Raw genomic sequence first — 22,288 nt, 5'->3', positions numbered from 1 at the left:
CGCCGGGAATTACAGGCCCAGGACGCTGCGGCGCACCTCGTCGCTGCCGCGCAGGTCGGCCGACGGGCCCTCGCCGGCGACCCGCCCCTCGGCGAGCAGGTACGTGCGGGTGGCCAGGTCGAGCGCGCGGTCGATGTCCTGTTCCACGAGCAGCACGCTGACGCCCTGCGCCCCCACCGCGCCGAGAGCCTCGAACACCTCGTCGGTCAGCACGGGGGCCAGCCCGAGCGACGGTTCGTCGAGCAGCAGCAGGGTGGGGCCGGCCATGAGCGCGCGGCCGATCGCGAGCATCTGCTGTTCGCCGCCGCTGAGGGTGCCGGCGGGTTGGGTGACGCGCTGGCGCAGGCGCGGGAAGACGTCGAAGACGCGGTCCAGCCGCTGCTTGTGGCCGGCGCGGGCGGTCCGGCGGTAGGCGCCCAGGCAGAGGTTGTCGTACACGGACATCGTCGCGAACACCCGCCGGCCCTCGGGCACCACGGCCACGCCGTGCTCGCAGACCCGGTGCGCCGGCACGCCGGTGATGTCGGTTCCGCCGACGGCGATCCGGCCGGACCGGTGCGGGTGCAGCCCGGCGATCGCGTTGACGAGCGTCGACTTGCCGGCACCGTTCGGCCCGATCACCGCCACCGTCTCTCCATCGTGGACGGTCAGGCTGACCTCGCTCAGCGCCCGCGCGTCGCCGTAGTAGGCGTCCAGGCCGGAAACCTCAAGCATGGGCACGCTTCCCGAGATAGGCACGGACGACCGCCGGGTCGGCGAGGACCGTCTTCGGATCGCCGTCGGCGAGCCGGGCGCCGCGGTCGAGCACCACGAGACGGGTGGCGAGTTGCGTCACCACGCGCAGCAGGTGTTCCACGATCACGATGGCCACACCCGACTCGTGCACCCGCCGGATCACCGCCACCGCGTTGTCGATCTCGACCGGGTTCAGGCCGGCGAGCGCCTCGTCGAGCAGCAGCACCTTCGGGTCGGCCGCCAACGCCCGCGCGATCTCCAGCAGTTGCCGCTGGTGCAGGTTGAGAACGGCCGGATAGGCGTCGGCGAGGTGTGCCAGGCCCACCGTCTCCAGTGGACGGTCGGCCGCGGCGCGCGCGGCGACGAGACCCCTCGGCGTGCGGCCGAACATGACCGCCATGGCGACGTTGTCGCGCACCGTCATCGAGGTGAACGGGCGGGGAATCTGGTACGTGCGGGCGATTCCCGCGTGGGCGACGCGGTGCGGCGGCCACCCGGTGACGTCGCGGCCCTCGACGATCAGCCGGCCGGCGGTCGGGCGCCGGCTGCCGGCGAGGATGCTCACGAGCGTCGACTTGCCCGAGCCGTTCGGACCGACGAGGCCGACGATCTCCCCCTCGTGGATGGTGAGCGAGACGTCGTCGAGCGCGCGCACGCCACCGAAGTGTTTGGCGACGTTCGCGCACTCGACCAGCACCCGACCGGCACCGTCGACCGGCGATGGAACCGTGGGGGCGACGGCGTGTTCGGTCTCCGCGGGCCGGACGCGCGGTGCGGGCCCCGCCCGCCGGTTCAGCACCATCGCGACGACGGATGCGGTCAACAGGCCGGCCAGCAACGCGTCCAACAGATCCACCGACAGCGCGAGCCGGACCGCGGCGGTGACCACCGCGGCCGTGCCGACCGCGATCAATGGACGCGCGCTCAGTTCGGGCCAGATTCCCTGCGGCGCAATGATGACGAGGACGATGAGCAGCGCGCCGAGGACGATCAGCTGCCACTCCCCCAGCCCCGACGCGGTGAGCCGGTCCTGCAGAAGCACCACCAGAACGGCACCGGCCACCGGACCCATCCAGTGGGCGCGGCCGCCGAGCACGCTGATCACGATGACGAACAACGGCACGGTCAGGTGGAACACGCTGTCGACGGCGACGAAGCCGATCTGCAACGCGAACACCGCGCCGCCCACGCCGCCGATGACCGCGCTCGCCACCAGCGCCCGCAGCTTGTACCGGAACGTCGCCACGCCCAGGCCCTCGGCGACGTCCTCCGCGTCGTGCACGGCCGACAGCGCCCAGCCGATGCGGGTGCGGCGCATCACGAACGCCACCGCGACCGCCGCGCCGGCGACGAGAAGGCTGATGAGGTAAAGGAAATCCTGGAACAGGCCGATGCCGGCGGGGAAGTCGGGGACGCTGACGATGATGCCCTGGCCGCCGTCGATCGTCGTGTTGATCCGGGCCAGGGCGGCGAGAATGAAGGGGACCGCGAGCGTCAGCAGCGCGAAGATCTCGCCGCGCAGCGAACGCAGGCGGAACGCCAGCGCGCCGATCGCCAGCGCCAGCACCGCACTCAGCGCGGCCGCCACCACCACCGTCACGTAGAAGTTGACGCCGTGCCGGCCGAACAGCACGGCCGTGCTGTACGCGCCGATGCCCACGTACGCGGCCTGGCCGAAGCTGAAGTACCCGCTGTAGCCCGACAGGATGTTCCAGCTCGTCGCCTGCGTGACCCAGAACAGGATGCTGGTGAGCAGAACCAGGTACGCCAACGGGATCCCGAGCGTGACCCGGTACAGCGACAGCGCGGCCAGCACCGCGATCGCGACCGGGAAACCGATCAGAGCCCGGCGCGTCGTCACTGGCGCTGCCCCACCGGGAACAACCCTTGCGGACGCAGCAGCAGCGCCAGCACGATCGCCGAGAACAGCACGAACGGGGCGGCCGCGGGCGACAGCACCACCGACACCACGCTCGACAGCGCGCCGACGAACACCCCGGCGGCCAGCGTGCCGACGAGGTGCCCGATGCCGCCGAGGATCACGACGGCGAACACGGTGCCGAACCACTCGAACGCGGTGGCCGGGGTGAGCGCGTTCGCGAGTGCGAACAGCGCTCCGGCGATCGCGGCCGTGGCACCCGACGCGGCGGCGAGCAGCACGCCGATGCGCCGGTGGTCGATGCCGAACGCCGCGGCGATGGGCCGGTCCTCGGCGTACGCGCGCAGCGCCCGGCCCAGGAAGGTGCGGCGTAGCACCAGATGCGCGCCGAGGATCACGATCGACGCCACGGCGAACGCGAGCAGCGTCGGCACCGGGAACACGAACCGTCCGATGTGGACGGACCCGGTGGCGTACGGGTTCACGGTCGCGGTCATCCGTTGGAAGTCGGCGCTCCAGATGTTGCTCACCGCCTGGACGATGATGATGAGCAGCCCGAACGTCACCAGCAGCGAGTTGAGCTCGGAGATCTTCAGGTAGTCGAACGCCCACTGGGCGGCGCCGCCGAGGAGGAACATCGCCGGGACGCTCACCACCAGCGTCACGAGAGGGTCGACGTTCCACGCCGAGGCGAGCTCGAACGTGAGGTAGGAGCCGAGCAGGATCAACCCGAAGTGCGCCAGGTTGATGATGCGCAGCACTCCCCACGTCACCGAGACGCCCGCCGCCATCAGCGCGTACAGGCCACCGAGCAGGATCCCGCTCAGCGCGGCCTGCGCGATCGTCATCTCACGGGCCCTTGAGCTGGCCGGCGGCGCGGTCGCGCGGCCACACCGTCACCCAGTCGCCGTTCTGGATCTGCTTGATGCTCTGGGTGGTCGGCCAGAAGTTGTTCTGCTTCGGGTCGAACGTCAGCTTGCCGCTGAACGTGGTCTCCGCGCCGTCCTTGTGCAGGGCGTCGCAGATCGCCTGCTGGTCGAGCTTCCCGGCCGACTTCACTCCGCCGGTGAGGATCTCCCACGCGTTCCAGGAGGCGGCCGCCTGCGTCTCGAAGACGGTGTACGGCAGTTTCGCCGCGGTCGCACGGGACTTGAAGTCGGCGACGATGTCGGTGGCGGTCGGGCCGAGCTTGTCGAGGGTCGCCTTGTTCGGTTCGAAGATGGTGACCGACAGCAGCCCGTCCGACGCCGGGCCGAGCCCGAGCGGCGGGCCGGGTGCCGGGAAGAGGCTGAACATCGACGGCGGTTTGTAGCTCAACTGCGCCATCGCCTGCAGCAGGTTCACCGGGTCGACGCCGATCCCGCTGTTGATGACGAGGTCCGGTTTCGCGTCGCGCACCCGCGCGGCGATCGGCGCCCAGTCGGTGGTGTTCGGCGGGTAGCGGATCTCCAGGACCAGGTCGAGCCCCTTCTCCTTGGTGATAGAGACCGTGCCGGTCTTGTTGTTGCCGGCGCCGTAGGACACGAAGTCGGTGGAGCCGTTCTGGTTGGTGAGCACCGCGATCCGCTTCGGCGGCGTGGGCAGCGAGGCCACCGCCTCGAACAACTGGTTGGGGACGAAGAGGTTCGGTGTCGGGCCGATCGACCAGCCCGGGAACTGGCATTCGTACGTGAGTTGCGGGGCGATCACGGCGGTGTGCTGGGGCAGCACGTACCGGTGCCGGGCGGCGACCGCCATCGCCGACAGGATGTTCGGGGTGGCGTACGGTCCCATGATCAGGTCGACCTTGTCCTGCGTGATGAGCTGCTCGTAGAGCGTGCTCACCTTCGCCTGGTCGGACTCGTCGTCGCGCACCACCCACTTCACCGGACGGCCGAGCAGGCCGCCGCCCTTGTTGATCCGGTCGACGAACGCCTCGCCGGCGACCTTGTGGATGGCGCCGGTGGCCGCGAACGCGCCGCTGAGCGACAACGTCGAGCCGACGGTGATCGGTTGGCCGCTCGCCGCCGCCGGTGCCGCGTCGTCCGCCGACTTGCTCTCGCAGGCGGCGGTGGCCAGCAGCAGGATGACGGTGGCGGCGGGGAGGAGTCGTCTCGCGCGGGGCAGCATGTCAGTCCGCCCTTCCCTGTGCTGGGGATGAGGGGAGGAGCCTTGGGCGGGAGTGTAAGCTCCTTGTTCACACCCGTGCAATAGAGCTGCGCGGTGTCAGGCCTCGATGATCAGGTGGAGCGTTCGAGCACGAACCACACGCCGACGGCCGGTTCCGTGGACTCGTTGCGGTAGGCGTGCGGCGTCGAGGAGTCGAACGAGACGGCGTCCCCGGCACGCAGCCGGTGCGTGTCGAAGCCGAGCGTGAGCGTCAGTTCGCCGCTGACCACGAACCCGAACTCGGTGCCGGAGTGCCGCATCAGCAGCCCCGAACTCGACGACGTTCCGCCGGGTTGGTACGTGATGAGCAGGAAGTCGACGTGCTTGTGCGGGATGCGGCCGAGCAGTTCCCAGGTGACGCCGGAGTCGAGCGTCAACACCTCGCGCAGGTCCGGCGTGACGACGGGTCCGAGCCTCGTGCCGACCTCCACCCCGGTCGCGGCGGGCACGGATGTCGCGGTTTCGGCGGTCGTCAACGCGGTCAGCAGGGCCGCGCCCACACCACCGCCCAGGCCGCCGGAGCCGAACGACGTCACCACCGGTTCGCCGACAGCGGCGAGGGGTGCCGGAGCGTCCGGGACCGGGGTGGGGGCGTCGTCGAACAGGTCCTCGATCGAGATGCCGAGCGCGGTGGTGATCGCGTACAGGGTGCTGACGGAGGGGCTGCTCTTCTCCGTCTCGATCTGGGAGATCAGGCTCGCCGACACGCCGATCTCGCGGGCGAGCCCGCGCACGCTGACGTCGCGGCGCAGACGCTCGGCGCGCAGGCGCGCGCCGATGGGGGGCAACGCGTTCGACGCCACGACGATCAACTCCTTCGGCCGGTGTCGAGTGTAGGTTACCTGTGAGTGTTGAGTGTGGCTTGACGGACGGCCCCCACCTTCGTAGGTTGCCGGTAACACAGATTTAACAGGTGCGGCCAAGGGAGCGCGGCCATGACCGTTCGCACGTTCGGCACCAACTCCGTGGACTGGGAACAGCGGCTCGACCTCGACCGGCTGCGCACCGAACGGCTCGACAAACTGCGGGCGTCCCTGGACAACTCCGACCTCGGCGCGCTGCTCACCTTCGACTTCGCCAACATCCGCTACATGACGTCGACGCACATCGGCACCTGGGCGATGGACAAGCTGATCCGCTTCGCGGTGCTGCCGCGCGGCGGCGAGCCGGTGCTGTGGGACTTCGGGTCGGCCGCGAAGCACCACCAGCTGTACAACCCGTGGCTCGACGGCGAGAACCGCGCCCGCGCCGGCATCTCCACGCTGCGCGGGGCGTTCCACCCCGACGCGGGCATCGCCGAGGAGGTGGCCCGCAAGGTCGCCACCGTGCTCCGCGAGCACGGTCTCGCCAACGAGCCGGTCGGCGTCGACCTCATCGAGATGCCGATTCTCGCGGCGCTGCAACGGGAAGGGCTCCAGGTCGTCGACGGTCAGCAGGTCTTCCTCGACGCCCGGCGGATCAAGACGCGGGACGAGATCGGACTGCTCGCGCAGGCGTGCTCGATGGTCGACGCCGCGTACGAGGAGCTGTACCGGTTCCTCCGGCCGGGCGTCCGGGAGAACGAGTGCGTCGGACTGGTCTCCAAGGTGCTCTACGACCTCGGCAGCGAGTACGTCGAGGGCGTCAACGCGATCTCCGGCGAACGCTGCTCGCCGCACCCGCACGTCTACAGCGACCGGCTGATCAGACCGGGCGACCCGGCGTTCTTCGACATCCTGCACAGCCACATGGGCTACCGCACCTGCTACTACCGCTGCTTCGCCGTCGGCAGCGCGTCACCCGCCCAACGTGACGCCTACGTCCGCTGTCGCGAGTACATGGACCACGCGATCGCCCTCGTGAAGCCCGGCGCGACCACCGCCGACATCGTGTCCGTGTGGCCGCGCGCCGAGGAGTTCGGTTTCCCCAACGAGGAGGCGGCGTTCGCGCTGCAGTACGGCCACGGCGTCGGGCTGTCGATCTGGGAGAAGCCCATCTTCAGCCGGCTGGTGTCGCTCGACCACCCGGAGGTCCTCGAGGAGGGCATGGTGTTCGCGCTCGAAACCTACTGGCCGGGCTCCGACGGCTGGTCGGCGGCGCGGATAGAGGAGGAGGTGGTGGTCACCGCCGACGGGTGCGAGGTCATCACCAAGTTCCCGGCGGAGGAACTGCTCGTCGCCGGAAAACGCTACTTCACCGCGGGCGGCGCGCTGAGCCACACCCGGGAGTCGCAGTCGCACCTCAACAACGACAACGGAAAACCGGCATGACCGAGCTCATCGACATGTACGAGCGGATGGCGGTGATCCGCCGTACCGAGAAGGCCGCCTTCGACCTGTTCATGTCGGGTCTGGTCAAGGGGACCACGCACCTGGCGTCCGGGCACGAGGCGGTGGCGGTCGGCACGGCGGCGGCGCTGCGGGAGAACGACTACGTGTTCGCGACCTACCGCGGCCACCACCACGCGATGGCCATGGGCGCCACCGCCGAGGAGTGCCTCGCCGAGTTGATGAGCAAGGCGACCGGCATCTGCAAGGCCAAGGGCGGCTCGATGCACCTCACCAAGGCCGCCAACGGGATGCTCGGCTCGTACGCGATCGTGGGCGCGCACCTGCCGATGGCGGTCGGCGCGGCGTGGTCGGCGAAGCTGCGCGGTACCGACCAGGTCGCGGTCGCGTTCTTCGGCGACGGCGCGACGAACATCGGCGCGTTCCACGAGGCGCTGAACCTGGCCGCCGTCTGGAAGCTGCCCGTGCTCTTCGTCTGCGAGAACAACTTCTACATGGAGTACACGCCGATCGGCGCCGTCACCGCGGTCGAGCATCCGGCCGCCGATCGGGCGCCGGCGTACCGGATTCCGGCCCGGGTCATCGACGGCAACGACGTGGTCGTCGTCCACGAGGCCGCGTCAGAGGCTGTCGGACGCGCGAGAGCGGGCGAGGGCCCCTCCGTCATCGAGGCGGAGACCTACCGGCACCACGGCCACAGCCGCACCGACCCGGCGAAGTACCGCCCCGCCGAGGAGGTGGAGCGGTGGCTCAAGCACGACCCGCTCGACATCGCCCGGGCCCGCCTCGAAGCGCAGGGCGTCGAACCGGCCGAGATCCAGAAGGTCGACGAGCGCGCCGACACGCACGTGAAAGCGGCCGTCGACGCGGCGAAGAACGCACCCGACGCCGACCCGGCCGAGGCGTTCACCGACGTGTGGGCCGACGGGAGCGCGACATGGCGGACCTGACCACCTATCGCGAGGCCGTCGCCGAGGGCATCGCGCGGGAGATGCGGCGCGACCCCACCGTGGTCTGCCTCGGCGAGGACATCGGCGCCGCGGGCGGCGTGTTCAAGACGACCGTCGGGCTGTTCGAGGAGTTCGGCGCCGGACGGGTCTGGGACACCCCGATCTCCGAACAGGCCATCGTCGGTGCGGCGATGGGCGCGGCGATGACGGGCATGCGGCCCGTCGCCGAGATCATGTTCTCCGACTTCCTCGCCTGCTGCTGGGACTACCTCGCCAACGAGATCCCCAAGGTGCGGTACATGACCGGCGGTCAGGTCACCGTGCCGCTGGTGATCCGCACCGCCAACGGCGGCGGGCTGGGCTTCGGCGCCCAGCACTCGCAGGCCGTGGAGAACTGGGCGCTCACCGTGCCCGGGCTGAAGATCGTGGCGCCGTCGACACCGGCCGACGTGGTCGGGCTGATGGCGTCGGCGATCCGCAGCGAGGATCCCGTGGTCTTCTTCGAACACAAGGGACTGTTCGCGTCCAAGGGCACACCGGCGCCGCCGGACCACGTGGTTCCGCTGGGTGAGGCCGCCGTCGTGCGCGAGGGCTCCGACGTGACGGTGGTCGCGCTGGCGTCCACCGTCCCGCTGGCCCTGGCCGCAGCGAAGGAACTCGCCGACGACGGCATCTCCGTCGAAGTGATCGACCTGCGGTGCCTCATCCCGCTCGACATGGCCACGGTGCTCGCCTCCGTGGCGAAGACCTCGCGGCTGGTCGTCGTCGAGGAGAACCCGTACCAGGGCGGCTGGGGCGGCACGGTCGTGTCGATCGTCGCCGAGGAGGGCTTCGAGTCGCTCGACGCCCCGATCCGCCGCGTGGCGGCGGAGAACGTGCCGCTGCCGTTCGCCGACGTGCTCGAGGACCGCGTGATCCCGACCGTCGAGAAGCTCGTCACCGCCGTCCGTAAATCCGCCGAGTACTGACGCACACCCACCCACCCGAAGGAACCGTCATGAGCAACCGCATCCTGCTCCGTGGTGGTCAGGTCATCACCATGGACCCCGCCATCGGCGACCTCGCCACGGGCGACGTCCTCATCGAGGACGGGAAGATCGCCGCCGTAGAACCCAGCATCGACGCCGACGCCGAGGTGGTCGACGCGACCGGCCGAATCGTCATCCCCGGCTTCGTCGACACCCACCGGCACACGTGGGAGACCGCCATCCGCGGCGTCGCCCCGAACGCCACCCTGGACGACTACTTCGTCGAGATCCTCGACACGTTCGCGCCGCTGTACCGGCCGGAGGACGTCTACTCCAGCAACCTCGCCGGCTCGCTGGAGTGCCTGAACGCCGGCATCACCACGCTCGTCGACTGGTCGCACATCAACAACACCCCCGACCACCCCGACGCCGGCGTGAAAGCGTTGCAGGAGACGGGGATCCGGGCGCAGTACGCGTACGGCAGCGCGAACACCTCGCTCGCCGCGTACTGGTTCGAGAGCTCCATCGCGATCCCCGGTGACGACGTGCGCCGCATCCGCGACGCCCACTTCTCCTCCGACGACCAGTTGCTCACGATGGCGCTCGCCACCCGCGGCACCGGGTTCTGCAAGGACGACGTGGTCCGGTCGGAGTGGGCGCTGGCCCGCGAGCTGAACATCCCGATCACCGTGCACGTCGCGATGGGACGCATGGCCGGCCGCTTCGGCATGGTCAAGGCACTGTCCACGATGGACCTGCTCGGGCCCGACACCACGTTCATCCACTGCTGCTACCTCAGCGAGGAGGAGTGGCGGCTGCTCGCCGACTCCGGCGGCACCGTCTCCATCGCGCCACAGGTCGAGACGCAGATGGGCCACGGCTGGCCGCCCACCGCCAAGACGCTGGAGTACGGCCTGCGGCCGAGCTTCTCGATCGACGTCGTCACCACGGTCCCGGGCGACATGTTCACCCAGATGCGGGCCGCGTTCGGCGCCGACCGGGCCCGCACCAACGCGATCTGGTGGGAGAAGAACGAGCCCGCGCAGGGCCTGCTGACCCACCGGCAGATGCTGGAGGCGGCCACCATCAACGGCGCGCACGTGGCCGGGCTGGAGAGCCGCACCGGGTCGCTGACGCCGGGCAAGCAGGCCGACGTCGTGCTGCTCGACGCCACCGCCATCAACATGACGCCGATCCACGACCCGGTCGCGGCCGTGGTGCTGTGCGCCGACGTGTCCAACGTGGAGGCCGTGCTCGTCGACGGCGTGTGGCGCAAGCGCGACTTCAAGCTCGTCGCCGACGTCGCCAACGCCCGGAACCTCGTCGAGAACTCGCGCGATTACCTGCTCGCCGAGGCCGCGCGCCGCGCGTCGGAGGCCCCGGCCGCATGAGTTCGCATCTGGTCCGCACGGCCGCCGGGGCGACGTACGCCGCGCCCGGCGGCTGGGCGGCCGGCGCCACCGGCTACACGCGATGGGACGTCGTCACCGAGGCGGCCGGCAGCGTCCACACCGGGTTCAACATCGGCGTGCTCGACCCCGCCGGCACCGTGCCGGCGCACGTGCACTCGTTCGAGGAGAGCGTCTACATCCTCGACGGGTACGGCGTGCTCGACACCGCCGACGGTGCGGTGCGGCTCGGCCCGGGCGACTACGCGCTACTGCCGGTCGGCGTCGCGCACGCGTGGCGCAACGACGGCGACGAACCCGTGCGGTGGGCCGAGATGCAGGGACCGGTGCCGCGCGACCGGTTCGACGGCGACACGATCCTCGTGCCCGCGCTGCCGGAACACGAGCCGGTGCCCGTCGACGTCCGCGACCCGCGCACCCGCCGGTTCGGCAGCATCACCCCGGGCCACATGGACGCCGCCAAGCAGCAGCAGGGCATGCTCGCCGTCTCCGCGAGCATGCGGACGGCGCTGCTCGTCTACAGCGGGATCACCGTGAAGATGATGGTCGACAGCGACCTCGGCGCCCGGCTCACCACGATGTTCATGGTGCAGTACGAGCCCGACGGCACGGCCGGCCCGCACGACCACCCGTTCGAGGAGACGTACCTGTTCCTCGAGGGCACCGCGTCGGCGACGTTCGACGGCGAGGTGTACACGCTCGGCCCCGGCGACGTGGCGTGGGCCGGTGCCGGCTGCGTGCACGGGTTCGGCAACGCCGGCGGCGGCAACCTGCGCTGGCTGGAGACCCAGTCGCCGCAGCCGCCCGGCCGGCACTCGTACCGGTTCGTCCGCGACTGGGAGTACCTGCGTTCCGCGCTCGCCGACAAGGGGGATCAACCGTGAGTTCCGTCGTCGTTGTCGGTGGCACGTCGGGCATCGGGCGCGCGATCGCGCAGCGCGCGGCCGGTCGGGGCGACGAGGTGGTGATCACCGGACGCGACCCGGCCCGCACGGAGGCGATCGCCAAGGAGGTCGGCGGGTCGGCCCGGGGCATCGCGCTGGACATCTCCGAGCCCGCCGGGATCGCCGACGCGCTGTCCGACGTCGGCCCCGTCGACCACCTGGTGGTGGCGGCCATCGAGCGCGACCAGAACACCGCCACCGACTACGACGTGGCGCGCGCCGTGCGGCTCGTGACGCTCAAGCTCGTCGGCTACACGGAGGTGATCCACGCGCTGCTGCCGCGGATCGCACCGACCGGCGCGATCGTGTTGTTCGGCGGGCTCGCCAAGGACCGCCCGTACCCAGGCTCGACGACGGTGTCGACGGTCAACGGCGGGGTGACGGGCATGGTGCGCACGCTCGCCGTCGAGCTGGCGCCGATCCGGGTGAACGCCCTGCACCCCGGGATCATCGGCGACACGCCGTTCTGGGAGGGCAAGCCGCTCGACCACGTCGTGTCGCGTACGCCGCTCGGCCGGCTGGCCACCACCGACGAGGTCGTCGGCGCCACCGAGTTCCTGCTGACCAACGGCGGGGTCAACGGCGTCAACCTCGCCGTCGACGGCGGGTGGATGCTGACGTGACCGGTCCCGTCGTCGCCGTAATCGGAACGGGCCGCATGGGTGCGGCGATGGCGGCGCGGTTACGTGCTCAACGCGTCACCGTGAAGGTCTTCAACCGCACGACGGACCGCGCGGCCGCGGTCGCGGCCCGGACCGGCGCGGACCTCGCGCCCACCGCCCGCGCCGCCGCCGCGGGCGCCGACGTGGTGCTGGTGTCGCTGGCCGACGACGCGGCCGTGGAGGCCACCTACACCGGCGCGGACGGGCTCGTGGCGGGGCTGCGCGCCGGAACGGTCGTCGCCGACACCAGCACGATCGACCCGCGCACCGCGATCCGGCTCGGCGATCTGGTGCGGGGCGCCGGCGCGGCGCACCTCGACGCGCCGGTGTCGGGCAGCGTGCCGAGTGTCGAGAGTGGACAGTTGACGGTGCTGGCGGGCGGCCGGCTCGCCGACCTCGACCGGGCCCGGCCGGTGCTGGCGCACCTGTCGCACCGGGTCGTCCACGTGGGACCCGCGGGTACCGGCGCCACCATCAAGCTCGCCGTGAACGGCATCGTGCACGCGTTGAACCAGGCCCTGTCGGAGGCGCTGGTGGTCGCCGAGGCCGCCGGGGTCGACCGGTCCACCGCCTACGACGTCTTCGCGGCCAGCGTCGCGGGCGCCCCGTTCGTCGGGTACAAGCGGGCCGCGTTCGAGGATCCCGACGGCGTGCCGCCCGCGTTCACGCTCGACCTGGTCGGCAAGGACCTCGACCTGCTGCTCGCCCTCGCCGCCCGGGTCGGCGTGCCGGCGGCCCAGGCGACGGCGAACCGCGCGGCCGTGGCCGGCGCGGTGGACGCCGGGTTCGGCGACCGCGACATGAGCGCGATCGCCGAGCACCTCCGCAACCGTCGGCTATCGGTCGGGCGGCGAACCGGAAACGGTGGTAGAAATGGTATGTGATCATCGACGCGCCCGCTGATCCCTTTTCCGACCTCGACGCCTACACGCGCCTCCCGCGCGTGGGTGGGCTCTGGCTGTCTCCCGACGGTCGCCGGCTGGTGGTGGGGGTCGCGACGCGCGACCGCAAGGGAACCCGCTACACCACGGCGTTGTGGGAGGTCGACCCGGCCGGCGTCCGCCCGGCCCGGCGGCTGACCCGCAGTGACAAGGGCGAGTCCACGGCCGCGTTCACGCCGTCGGGCGACCTCCTGTTCACCTCGGCCCGGCCGTCGCCCGACCGGGAGAGCGAAGACGATCCGCCGACGGCCCTGTGGCTGCAGCCCGCCGGTGGCGGCGACGCCCGGGTGGTGGCGGAACCGGCCGGCGGGGTGCACGGCGTCCTCGTGAGCACGGGCGGCACCGTGCTGGTCGGCACGTCGATGCTGCCGTCGTCGGCCGACCTGGCCGCCGACAAGGAACTCCGCGACAAGCGCAAGGAGGCGGCCGTCTCGGCGATCCTGCACGAGGAGTACCCGATCCGGTTCTGGGACCACGACCTCGGGCCCGGCCGCACCCGGCTGCTGGTCGCCGATCTCCCCGCCGATGACGCCTCAGCCGATGCCGACCTGCCGCTGCGCGACGTCACCGGGCACGTCGGTCGGGCCCTGGACGCCGACAGCGGCTGGGACATCACGCCCGACGGTCGCACCGTCGTCGCCGTGTGGCGGGTGGCCGAATCCGCCGGCTCGCAGCGCGACACGCTGGTGGCGATCGACGTGGCGAACGGCGAACGGCGGATCCTCGCCGACGACGCCGACCACGAGTACGGCCTGCCCCGGCTCTCGCCCGACGGCGAACGCGTCGCGCTCCTCGTCCACCGGCGGTCGAACCCGCACGATCCCGGCGACTCCTGGCTCGGCGTCGTCCCGCTCGGCGGCGGGCCGGTGCAGCCGCTCACCGAGGGCTGGGACCGCTGGCCGTCCCGCGCCCGCTGGACCCCCGACGGCACCGCGCTGATCGTGGCCGCCGACGACAACGGACGCTCACCGCTGTGGCGCGTCGACGCCACCACCGGCGAGCCCACCCGCCTGACACCCGACGACGGCACGTACACCGACGTCCGCGTCTCGCCCGACGGGGCCTGGATCTACGCGCTGCGCACGGCCGTCGACAGTCCGCCCGCTCCCGTCCGGGTCTCGTCGGACGGCGTCATCGAGCCGCTCCTCGGCCCGGCGCCCGCGCTGGAGCTTCCGGGGACGCTGACCGAGGTCACCGCCACCGCCGCCGACGGCGCCCCGCTCCGCGCCTGGCTCGCGCTGCCGCGGACGGATTCGCCGGCGCCGCTGCTGCTGTGGATCCACGGCGGGCCGCTGCACTCCTGGAACTCGTGGTCGTGGCGCTGGAACCCGTGGCTCGCCGTGGCGCAGGGCTATGCCGTCCTGCTGCCCGACCCGGCCCTGTCCACCGGCTACGGCATCGACTTCATCCGGCGCGGCTGGGGTGCCTGGGGCGGCGCCCCGTACACCGACCTGATGACGATCACCGACGCCGCCGCGGCCCGGCCCGACATCGACGCCACCCGCACCGCCGCGATGGGCGGCTCCTTCGGCGGCTACATGGCAAACTGGATCGCCGGCCACACCGACCGCTTCGCGGCGATCGTCACCCACGCCTCGCTGTGGGCCCTCGACCAGATGGCGACCACCACCGACGCCCCGTTCTACTGGCTCCGCGAGATGACCCCGGAGATGACCGACGCCAACTCCCCGCACCGCTTCGCCGACGCCATCACCACCCCGATGCTCGTCATCCACGGCGACAAGGACTACCGCGTCCCCGTCGGCGAGGCCCTCCGCCTGTGGTGGGACCTCCTCTCCCGGTCGAAGGCCGCCGACGGGTCGAGCCCGCACAAGTTCCTCTTCTTCCCCGACGAGAACCACTGGATCCTCAAGCCCGAACACGTGAAGGTCTGGTACTCGACGGTGCTCGCGTTCCTGGCCCACCACGTGCGCGGCGAGGAGTGGCACCCCCCGACCATGCTCGGCTGACGCCAGCCGCCGGGTGTGCCGGCCGGGCCTCAGCGGCGGCGGGCGCCCACGGCGGCGCCGGCCGTGCCCAGCACCGTGCCGAACACCGGGAGCAGGCCGAGGCAGAACACGATCGCGTCGGACAGGTTGACGCCGACGGGCGCGACGACCTCGCCGTCGAGGGTGTGGCCGTCGATCGCGTGGCGGCGCAACGCTTCCGGGAGCCAGAGGGCGAACGTGAGCGGCATCGCCGCGGTGAGCGTCCACACCAGGGCCTGGACGCCCGCGCGGCGCGACCCGCCCGCGGCCCGGCCGGCTGCTCGGCTTGCTGGTCGGCCGGCTGCCCGGCTTGCGACGAACGCCGGGACGGCGAACACCGCGAACGGCGTGAGCATCAGCCCGATCCCGAGCACCTCGGCCACCACGACCGGCGGCTCGACCGGTTCGAGCCGGTACAACGCCAGCGACCACGCGGCGAGCACCAGCGCGGCGGCGGCACCGAGGTACGGCGCGAGCCGGGTGGTGCCGAGCGGGCGCGGGGACGTGACGGCGATCCACAGGCAACCGGCCAGCACGGCGGCGAGGTACGCGGCGGCCGGTGCCGGCAGGTACCGCGCGGCGGCGGGTTCGCGGTGCAGGAAGACGACGACGCCGACGATCGACGCGGCGACGGCGCCGCCCACCACGAGGGTGGGCACGGGCGCGGGCAGGCGGGGCTTCGCCGAACGGGCCACGCCGAGGACCACGAGCGCGCCGAGCACCGCGGTGAACGTCATCGCGAACACCGTCAGCGCCGGAAGTTCCGCGCGGACCACGCGCCCGACGGCCGCGACCGCCGCCACCACCGCACCCGCGACGAGCGCGAGCACCGACCAGCCGCCGGCGGGCGGGATGAGCAGCGTGGCGCGGACGCCGCTGAGGGCGAACGCCCAGCGGTCCCCTCGCCGGGTAACCTCGTGGAGCTCGGCGAGCATCGCCAGACCCCAATCGCGCCGGCGTTCGGGCAACGCCGCGACCGCGACGGCCAGGATGCGCTCGGGTACGTCGGTCATGCGCCCTGCCACCCCTCCCGTAGGCCGGTGACCGGGCGCGGGTCCCGGGAGAGTTCGGTGGCGAGCGCCCGCCCCGAACCGGTGAGCCGGTACAGGTGACGCGGCGGCCGGCCGGACGGGACCTCGGTGTCCCAGGATGCCTCCAGCAGTCCCCGGTCGGCGAGACGCATCAGGATCGGGTACAGGGAACCGGGTTTGAGGCCGAGTTCCCGGCACAGCTCGTAGCCGTACCGCCAGACCGTGGGCTCGGCGGCCAGGGCGAGCACCACCGCGGTGGTCTGTGCGGACGGTCGCCGGGAGCGGGTCACGCGCTAACTCTACATATTAAGAGTTAACCAGCGCAAGGACCATGTACTCAGGTCCAGCCGTAGTCCGCCCGCAACGCCGTACACACCGCGTCGAAGCGGGTCCGGTCGAGCACGGCGCCCTCGCGGCGGATGCCGTCGTCGGGCATCCGGAGGACGCGGTCGAGGCGGAGCCAGCTCGGCCGGTTGTCGCGGTCCCACGGGCCCGCGCCGAGAGCCAGCCAGTCCCGTTGCCCGTCGCGATCGGACTGGCTCGACAACATCAGCCCGAACACGGTGCGGCCGTCGCGGCCGACCACGAGGACCGGGCGGTCCTTGCCCTGGCGCGGATCGTCCTCATAGGACACCCACGTCCAGACGATCTCGCCCGGATCGGCCCGGCCGTTCGGGTTCGGGGCGTACGACAACGGCGCGCGTCGCAGCGCCCTGACCTGTCGCCGCCGCGCGGGCTGCGCCGCACCCGGCGGTTCGGCCCGACCCAACAACCTCTTCAACAGACCCGACATGACCCGGGACTCTATCCAGCGGTGCCGCCCCGCTGGACCCCGAGGGTCACCAGGTTCACCGGCCCCAGCACGGACGGCTCGCGCGCGGTCACCGCCAGCGCGAGCGTGTTCACCGCGCCGTCGCGGAGCAGGCCCGCCGGCAGCACGAACCGGGTCTGCGGACCCATGCCGCCACCGTACAGCCCGAGGTTCCAGCCATTCAGAAAAATCATGACCCGGTGACCGGTGGGCAGCGGCCCGTCGAAGTTCAGCGCGACCGAGACGTCGTGTCCCCTCGGCAGGTCGAGCCGGAACGAGGTGCGGTACCAACTGACGCCGGGCGGCACCGCGGTTCCCGCCAGCGCGCCGATCGCGGGCCAGCGCCGGTCCACGGACCCGGGCAGCGACCACCCGTTCCGTTCGCCGTACAGGCCGCCGTTGTTCAGCGGCCCGCGCACGGGGTCGGCCGGCCCGGCGCCCTGGATCCGCCACGACACCGGAACCGACGCGCCGGCGGTCACGATCGCGGCCCCGACGAGACCGCGCGGCTGGCGCATCCGGTTGTCGTCGACGGTCCAGTCGTCGTTGTGACCCATGTTCTCGACGAGCACCGACAGCACCGCCGGTTGCCCAGGCGTGAGCAGACCCGGTGGCACGGCGAACGTTCCCGGCCCGGGGTCGGGATTGTTCGGCTCGGCGTCCGCCTCCACGCCACCCTTCGCGGTGCCGAGGTAGCGGCCGTTGAGCCACACCAGATAGCTGCCGCGGCGTCCGGTGATCGCGTTGAGCTTCACCGCCGTCTCCGCGCCGGTCGCCGTGAACCGGCCGCGGTACCACACATTGCCGTAGTGGTAACCGTATTCGTCGGCGTACAGGACGGGTTGCGTCACCGGCGGGTAGGGGCTGAGCGAGGTCGTGCGGTCGGCAACGGTCCATCGGGAGTCGTCGAAGTCCGGCCGCGCCTCGGGCGCCTCGTCGTGCCCGCGCCAACCGGTGAGTTCCGGCAACCGCACGGGATCCGGTCCCCTGAGGGTGCCGAGCAGCGAGCCGCTCGCGGTGCGGCGCACGGGTGTCGCGGTGCCGTTGACGGTCACCCTCTTCGCGGGGGCGAAGATCTCGATGGGCCCGCCGGCCGCGGCGTCCGCGCGCAGGCGCAGCGTCTCCGCGTGGACAGAAGCATTTCTGACGAGGTGAGCACCTCGAACGAGCACGGGACCGCGGCCGGTGTCCATGCGCCAGAACGACGCGACCGTCTCGTGCGTCCCCAGGAGCAGCAACGCGGGGCGACGGCCGCCGCCGGTGATCTCCACCCGGGCCAGGCCGTCGTGGCGGTAGGCCAGCCGCAGGTCTCCGGTCGCCGGGTCGAACGACGACGCGACCGTCCCCTCGACCACCCGCACCCGCGGCCGCTCGCGGTACCGCAGCACGGTTTCGCCGGCGGTTCCCCGGTCGCCGTCGCCCCGGCTGCCGGCGCCTCCGCTGCCGTCGCCTCCGCTGCCGTAGAGGACGGCGATGTCGCGGCCGTCGATCGTCGCATGCGTCATGAGCTCCGACGTGCTGTAGACCAGCCGCTGTCCGCCGAGGTCGAGGCCGGCCACGAGGATCTGCGCGCCCCGCCCGGTCACCGTGACGGGGACGCGGTACCGGCCGTCGGGCGTGTTCCAGTCCAATGTGGACGCGTCGTCGGTGGAGGCGGCCCGGTCGGTGTGCCGGACGAGCACGAACTGCGTACCGGTGTCGGGGTTCGCCCGCGCGGCCGCCTGCACCGCCGGGTTGCCCGACACCGGCCCCGGCGCCGGATCGGTCTTGGTCAACGGTCGCGCGGCGGCGAGGAAGTAGCCCTGCCGCTTGAACTCGTCATACTTGGTGGTGAGCTGGCGTCCCTCGGTGATCGCGGCGCCGTAGTCGTACGACGTGTAGACGTCGTTCGGCTGCGACAGCCAGCCCCAGTTGGTGCCGCCGAACGTCATGTAGTACGAAAACATCGTCGACCCGCTGGCGATCGCGTTGTTCTTGTAGAAGAACCGCATGTACTCCGGGCCGGTCAGCTCCCGGCACCTCTCGTAGCCGGTGTCGTTGAGGTCGATCGCGCCGGCCTGGTACTCGGCGGCGTACCCCGGCCCGTCCGTACGCACCCGTTCGGTGACGCCCTCGCCCCACGGTCCCCACGCCGTCTCCGCGTTGGCGCAGTCGAAGGACTGCGGGTAGTCGTCGACGCCGGGGATCTGCACCGCGCCCGGCCCGCTCCCCCACGTGGAGGCCCAGCTTCCGGCGTCGCAGCAGACGTTGGTGACGATCGGCACGTCGATGCCGTCGGCGCGGGCCTTGTCCTGCAACGCCTGCATGTAGGCGGCGTCGGTGTTCACCTGGTACTCGTTCTCGACGTTGTACAGCAGCACCGGGCCGCCCCGCGTCACCTGGTGGCGAGCGATGATCGGGTTCACCCGGCTCAGCCACTCGGTGTAGGCCGCCGTGTAGCCGGGCGCGCTGGTGCGGGCGAGGCCGGGCACGAGCTTGAGCCACGCCGGGAACCCGCCGCCGGTGGTCTCGGCGTTGATGTAGGGTCCGGGCCGTACGACGGCGTACAGTCCGAGGTCGTCGATCATGCCGAGCAGCCGGTCGATGTCGCGGACGCCGGTGAAGTCGTAGACGCCCGGCCGCGGCGAGTGGTACGCCCAGTCGAAGTACAGCGAGACCGTGTTGAAGCCGCCCGCGCGGATCTTCTCCAACACGTCGCGCCACAGGTCCGGGCTCGGCAGCCGGAAGTAGTGGAACTCCGCGCCCTGCACGAGCACCCGCCGCCCGTCGACCGTCACCGAGTACCGGTCATAGGCGACGGTGTGCCGCTCCGCCGCCGGCGCCGCGCCCACCGGAACCGGACCCATGAGCGCGATCACCAGCAGCACGACGGCCGACAACCGGGCGATTCGCACGGCACACCTCCGGGCGGGACGGGCCACACATTCAGCGATACCTATGAATGTGTAGCCCAGATCGCCGCGCCCCGGAAGCCCCCCACCTCAGCCGATCTTCGCGAGGTACTTCTCGGCGGCGTCGCACACCTTCGTCGGCGACCCGTTCTCGAGAACCACGATGGGAGCGAACTCCACCGTGCCGGACCCGAAGCCGCCCCGATCGGCGTCCGCTATGGCCCGCTCGAGCGTGGCATAGAGCTTCACGCAGTTGGCGATCGCCGCCTTCGCGTCGGCGCTCAGAAGCTGAGCCTCGGTGGCCGCCAACTTCTTCTCGAACTCGGCCCGCTCCGCCCGCACCGCGGCCAGGTCCCGCTCCAGTTGAGCCGTGCGGGCCGCCTCCGCCCGCAACGCCTGCCGGGCATCGTCGTGCGCCGACCTCTCCCGCACGAACAGGACGCCCACCACCGCCACGGCGATCGCCAACACCACGGCCACCACCCCGAGCCCAACGAGCGGACGCCGCGACCGCGCACCTGCCACCGCCCCACGATCACCAGCAATCGGCGACACCGCTTCGGCCGTGGCCACTTCAGCCGTGGCCGCTTCCGCCTCGGCCTCGGCCCCTTCCGCCTCGGCCGGTCCCGCCTCGGCCGCTTCAGCCTCGGCCACTTCAGCCTCGGCCACTTCCGCTCGCGATGCCTCGGCGGTCGCGGCCTCCCCCGCCGGTTCCTCGGCCGTCGCGGCCTCCCCCGCCGGTTCCTCGGCCGTCGCCGGCGTCACGGCCTCCGGCGTCGTGGCCCCGGACGCCACCTGTCCCGGCCGGTCACCGTCCACAGTGGACTCCTCCACTGTGGACCCCGCAACCGCCGATTTGTCCCCGTCTGACACCATCGTTCCTCCACCCGTCCCAGCGACCCGCATGATTATCGGGGCGCCACCGCGATTCGGGCGGCCCATTTACGTCTCAGTTTGCGACGTACGCGTTGATGGTCGTCTGATCGACGGTCGCTCCGGTGCGGTCGGTGGCGCGGGTCCGCAGCGACACCGGCGATCCTCCCGGGTCCCGGGGCAGGATTGCGGAGCCGGCGGTCAGGGTCGCCGGATGCCAGGTGCGGCCGCCGTCGTAGGAGGCGTCCACGGTCAGCGAGCGTAACGGAACGCCGCCCATCGCGTGGACCTGCAATGTGCGTGGGCCGGCCGTCGTGAACCGGATCGACGGCAGGGAAAGGGTTCCCGGGGCAGCGGTGGTGAACGTCCACGTGGCGGTGGTCCGGGCGGCGATCGGGGTCCAGGATCGTTCGGCCGTCGCGGTCAGGGTGTGTCGGCCGGCGACAAACGGGAACGCGGCGCCGTCGAGCTGGGATGCCGTGCCGACCAGGACTCCGTCGCGGTAGAGGTCCACCTGGGCGTGGGAGGTCGAACCGGTGCCCTCACGGATACCGGAGGCGTCGGAGAACATCGCGAACCGGGCGAACAGCCTGGAGCCGTCGCGGGTCACCCGGGGTGCGGGCCAGTACGGGGTGGCGTTCCAGCGTTCGGCGTAGGTGCGGCCGGGCGCGTACGCGGTCGGGGTCTGTTCCTGGGTCACGGCGTCGGCGAACTCGGTGCCGGCCGCGTACTCGGTCAGCACCGTGGCCCAGCGGGCGTTGCCCGCGTACCGCTCGATGCGGTCGGCCGGCAGGGAATCGATACCGAGAGACTGGGCCGCGGCACCCGACGACAGCGCGATGCCGTACGACCGTACCGCCGCGCGGCCCGGCGCCACCGTGTCGAAACGGGCCCGCACGGTGCTCAGGTCCGACTCCGCCACCCGCTGCCGGAACCCGGTGAAGAACGCGCCGTCGCGGCGCCACCCGGTCGCGTAGACAACCGGAAGCCGTGCGAACAGCACGCCCACGGCCGATTCGAAGTCGGCCGGCGGCGTCGTCGGTCCATCATGGAGGGTGAAGAGCGCGGTGACGTCGGGGCTGCCGTACACCGACCGCACCTGCCCGCCGGTCACCGTCCGCCGGAACGCCGCCAGCGCGCCCACGCCCGCCGCCGCGCGATCCGGCACGGTGACCGACACCGGCCGCGCCGCCCGCGCGTCGACGACCAGGTCGGTGGCCCGGTCGACGGACAGCAACGGGTTCACCGTCACCGAGACCGCCGGGTCCGCCCGGCCCGGCCGCGGGGTGTCCACTGTGGACTCCATCAGGTACCGGCCCGCCGGCAGCGTCGCGCGGCCGGTGCCGTCGGGCTCCGGCACGACGAACGCGAACACCGACGGATCGTCGACGTTGCGCAGCATCGAGTACGCGGTGGCCGTCGGCCGGCCCGCGCGGTCGAGGTACCGCACCGTGATACCGACGGCCGTCGCCGAAGGCGGCGATTCTCGGGGACGCACGTGAGCGCCCGACCGCATCCGTCGACTGCCCAGGCCGACGCCGCCCACGGCGGGATCCGGTTCGGTGAGGTCCCGCCACGCGGAGGTCGCGCCGGCCTCGAACAGGCTCAGGTCCAACGCGCCGGAGGCGACCAGGAGTTGGGCGTCGGCGGGGATGACGTAGGTGCGGCCGTCGAGCACCAGGGTGAGGTGGGCGGCGGCTGCGGGCGTCACCGTCGTGGCGGCCGACGTGGGTCCGACGGTGACCGCCGGAACCACCGCGACCACGACGCCGGCCGCGCCGAGCGTCATGA

At 71.9% G+C, this 22,288-nt stretch carries 19 protein-coding genes and 1 pseudogene; 9 read left to right on the top strand and 11 right to left on the bottom strand.

Annotated elements, in window-relative coordinates; translation table 11 throughout:
- Window positions 1-9 precede the first annotated feature (9 nt).
- The 5 genes from Vau01_RS19000 to Vau01_RS18980 all read right to left on the bottom strand — a co-directional run bounded on the left by Vau01_RS19000 (window position 10) and on the right by Vau01_RS18980 (window position 5,565).
- The gene (locus Vau01_RS19000) at window positions 10-714 is read right to left on the bottom strand and encodes an ABC transporter ATP-binding protein (RefSeq protein ID WP_203994398.1); all 705 of its coding nucleotides are present in this window, start codon (window positions 712-714) and stop codon (window positions 10-12) included.
- Window positions 707-2,596, bottom strand: coding sequence for a branched-chain amino acid ABC transporter ATP-binding protein/permease (locus Vau01_RS18995; protein ID WP_203994396.1), 1,890 nt, complete (start codon window positions 2,594-2,596; stop codon window positions 707-709). Before Vau01_RS18995 ends, Vau01_RS19000 begins: the two co-directional genes overlap by 8 nt.
- Window positions 2,593-3,462: a branched-chain amino acid ABC transporter permease gene (locus Vau01_RS18990; RefSeq protein WP_203994394.1), complete on the bottom strand. Its 870-nt coding sequence runs from the start codon at window positions 3,460-3,462 to the stop codon at window positions 2,593-2,595. The genes Vau01_RS18995 and Vau01_RS18990 overlap by 4 nt, the downstream gene beginning before the upstream one ends.
- A 1-nt stretch (window position 3,463) precedes the next feature.
- Entirely contained in the window at window positions 3,464-4,723 is a 1,260-nt protein-coding gene (locus Vau01_RS18985; protein WP_203994392.1) for an amino acid ABC transporter substrate-binding protein, read from the bottom strand.
- Between the two features lie 110 nt (window positions 4,724-4,833).
- Complete coding sequence (locus Vau01_RS18980) at window positions 4,834-5,565, bottom strand: helix-turn-helix domain-containing protein (protein WP_203994390.1); 732 nt, start codon at window positions 5,563-5,565, stop codon at window positions 4,834-4,836.
- 132 nt (window positions 5,566-5,697) lie between these two features.
- On the opposite strand from Vau01_RS18980, the gene Vau01_RS18975 reads away from it, so the two are divergent.
- The 9 genes and pseudogenes from Vau01_RS18975 (at window position 5,698) to Vau01_RS18940 (ending at window position 14,873) form a co-directional block, all read left to right on the top strand.
- Window positions 5,698-7,011 (top strand): M24 family metallopeptidase, encoded by a 1,314-nt coding sequence (locus Vau01_RS18975; protein ID WP_203994388.1) that lies wholly within the window; start codon window positions 5,698-5,700, stop codon window positions 7,009-7,011.
- Window positions 7,008-7,979 carry a thiamine pyrophosphate-dependent dehydrogenase E1 component subunit alpha gene (locus Vau01_RS18970; protein WP_203994386.1) on the top strand — a complete coding sequence of 324 codons (972 nt, stop codon included), beginning with the start codon at window positions 7,008-7,010 and terminating at the stop codon, window positions 7,977-7,979. Before Vau01_RS18975 ends, Vau01_RS18970 begins: the two co-directional genes overlap by 4 nt.
- Window positions 7,967-8,947 carry an alpha-ketoacid dehydrogenase subunit beta gene (locus Vau01_RS18965; protein WP_203994384.1) on the top strand — a complete coding sequence of 327 codons (981 nt, stop codon included), beginning with the start codon at window positions 7,967-7,969 and terminating at the stop codon, window positions 8,945-8,947. The genes Vau01_RS18970 and Vau01_RS18965 overlap by 13 nt, the downstream gene beginning before the upstream one ends.
- A gap of 29 nt (window positions 8,948-8,976) precedes the next feature.
- Window positions 8,977-10,338: an amidohydrolase family protein gene (locus tag Vau01_RS18960; RefSeq protein WP_203994381.1), complete on the top strand. Its 1,362-nt coding sequence runs from the start codon at window positions 8,977-8,979 to the stop codon at window positions 10,336-10,338.
- Window positions 10,335-11,240, top strand: a complete 906-nt coding sequence (locus Vau01_RS18955) for a cupin domain-containing protein (RefSeq protein WP_203994372.1) — start codon at window positions 10,335-10,337, stop codon at window positions 11,238-11,240. The genes Vau01_RS18960 and Vau01_RS18955 overlap by 4 nt, the downstream gene beginning before the upstream one ends.
- A complete protein-coding gene (locus Vau01_RS18950; RefSeq protein ID WP_203994370.1) occupies window positions 11,237-11,923 on the top strand; it encodes an SDR family NAD(P)-dependent oxidoreductase in 687 nt (228 codons plus the stop codon). Before Vau01_RS18955 ends, Vau01_RS18950 begins: the two co-directional genes overlap by 4 nt.
- A pseudogene (locus Vau01_RS63435) lies at window positions 11,899-12,402 on the top strand (NAD(P)-dependent oxidoreductase); the annotation flags it as partial. The gene Vau01_RS18950 and the pseudogene Vau01_RS63435, both read left to right, overlap by 25 nt.
- Window positions 12,376-12,846, top strand: a complete 471-nt coding sequence (locus tag Vau01_RS63430; protein WP_275423950.1) for an NAD-binding protein — start codon at window positions 12,376-12,378, stop codon at window positions 12,844-12,846. The pseudogene Vau01_RS63435 and the gene Vau01_RS63430, both read left to right, overlap by 27 nt.
- Complete coding sequence (locus Vau01_RS18940; protein WP_203994364.1) at window positions 12,843-14,873, top strand: S9 family peptidase; 2,031 nt, start codon at window positions 12,843-12,845, stop codon at window positions 14,871-14,873. Before Vau01_RS63430 ends, Vau01_RS18940 begins: the two co-directional genes overlap by 4 nt.
- Before the next feature lie 29 nt (window positions 14,874-14,902).
- Here Vau01_RS18940 and Vau01_RS18935 read toward each other — a convergent pair whose 3' ends face one another.
- The 6 genes from Vau01_RS18935 to Vau01_RS18910 form a co-directional block, all read right to left on the bottom strand.
- Window positions 14,903-15,904, bottom strand: coding sequence for a hypothetical protein (locus tag Vau01_RS18935; protein WP_203994362.1), 1,002 nt, complete (start codon window positions 15,902-15,904; stop codon window positions 14,903-14,905).
- On the bottom strand, window positions 15,901-16,212 hold the full coding sequence (locus tag Vau01_RS18930; protein ID WP_239151700.1) for a PadR family transcriptional regulator: 312 nt from the start codon (window positions 16,210-16,212) through the stop codon (window positions 15,901-15,903). Before Vau01_RS18930 ends, Vau01_RS18935 begins: the two co-directional genes overlap by 4 nt.
- Window positions 16,213-16,259: 47 nt before the next feature.
- Window positions 16,260-16,715: a type II toxin-antitoxin system PemK/MazF family toxin gene (locus Vau01_RS18925; RefSeq protein ID WP_203994353.1), complete on the bottom strand. Its 456-nt coding sequence runs from the start codon at window positions 16,713-16,715 to the stop codon at window positions 16,260-16,262.
- 11 nt (window positions 16,716-16,726) lie between these two features.
- Entirely contained in the window at window positions 16,727-19,627 is a 2,901-nt protein-coding gene (locus Vau01_RS18920) for a beta-galactosidase (protein WP_239151699.1), read from the bottom strand.
- A gap of 87 nt (window positions 19,628-19,714) precedes the next feature.
- Window positions 19,715-20,500 (bottom strand): hypothetical protein, encoded by a 786-nt coding sequence (locus Vau01_RS18915; protein ID WP_203994350.1) that lies wholly within the window; start codon window positions 20,498-20,500, stop codon window positions 19,715-19,717.
- 73 nt (window positions 20,501-20,573) lie between these two features.
- The gene (locus Vau01_RS18910) at window positions 20,574-22,286 is read right to left on the bottom strand and encodes a hypothetical protein (RefSeq protein WP_203994347.1); all 1,713 of its coding nucleotides are present in this window, start codon (window positions 22,284-22,286) and stop codon (window positions 20,574-20,576) included.
- Window positions 22,287-22,288 lie beyond the last annotated feature (2 nt).

It is taken from the genome of Virgisporangium aurantiacum (assembly GCF_016863635.1).
GTDB lineage: Bacteria > Actinomycetota > Actinomycetes > Mycobacteriales > Micromonosporaceae > Virgisporangium > Virgisporangium aurantiacum.
This window is presented reverse-complemented; position numbering and strand designations above follow the sequence as displayed.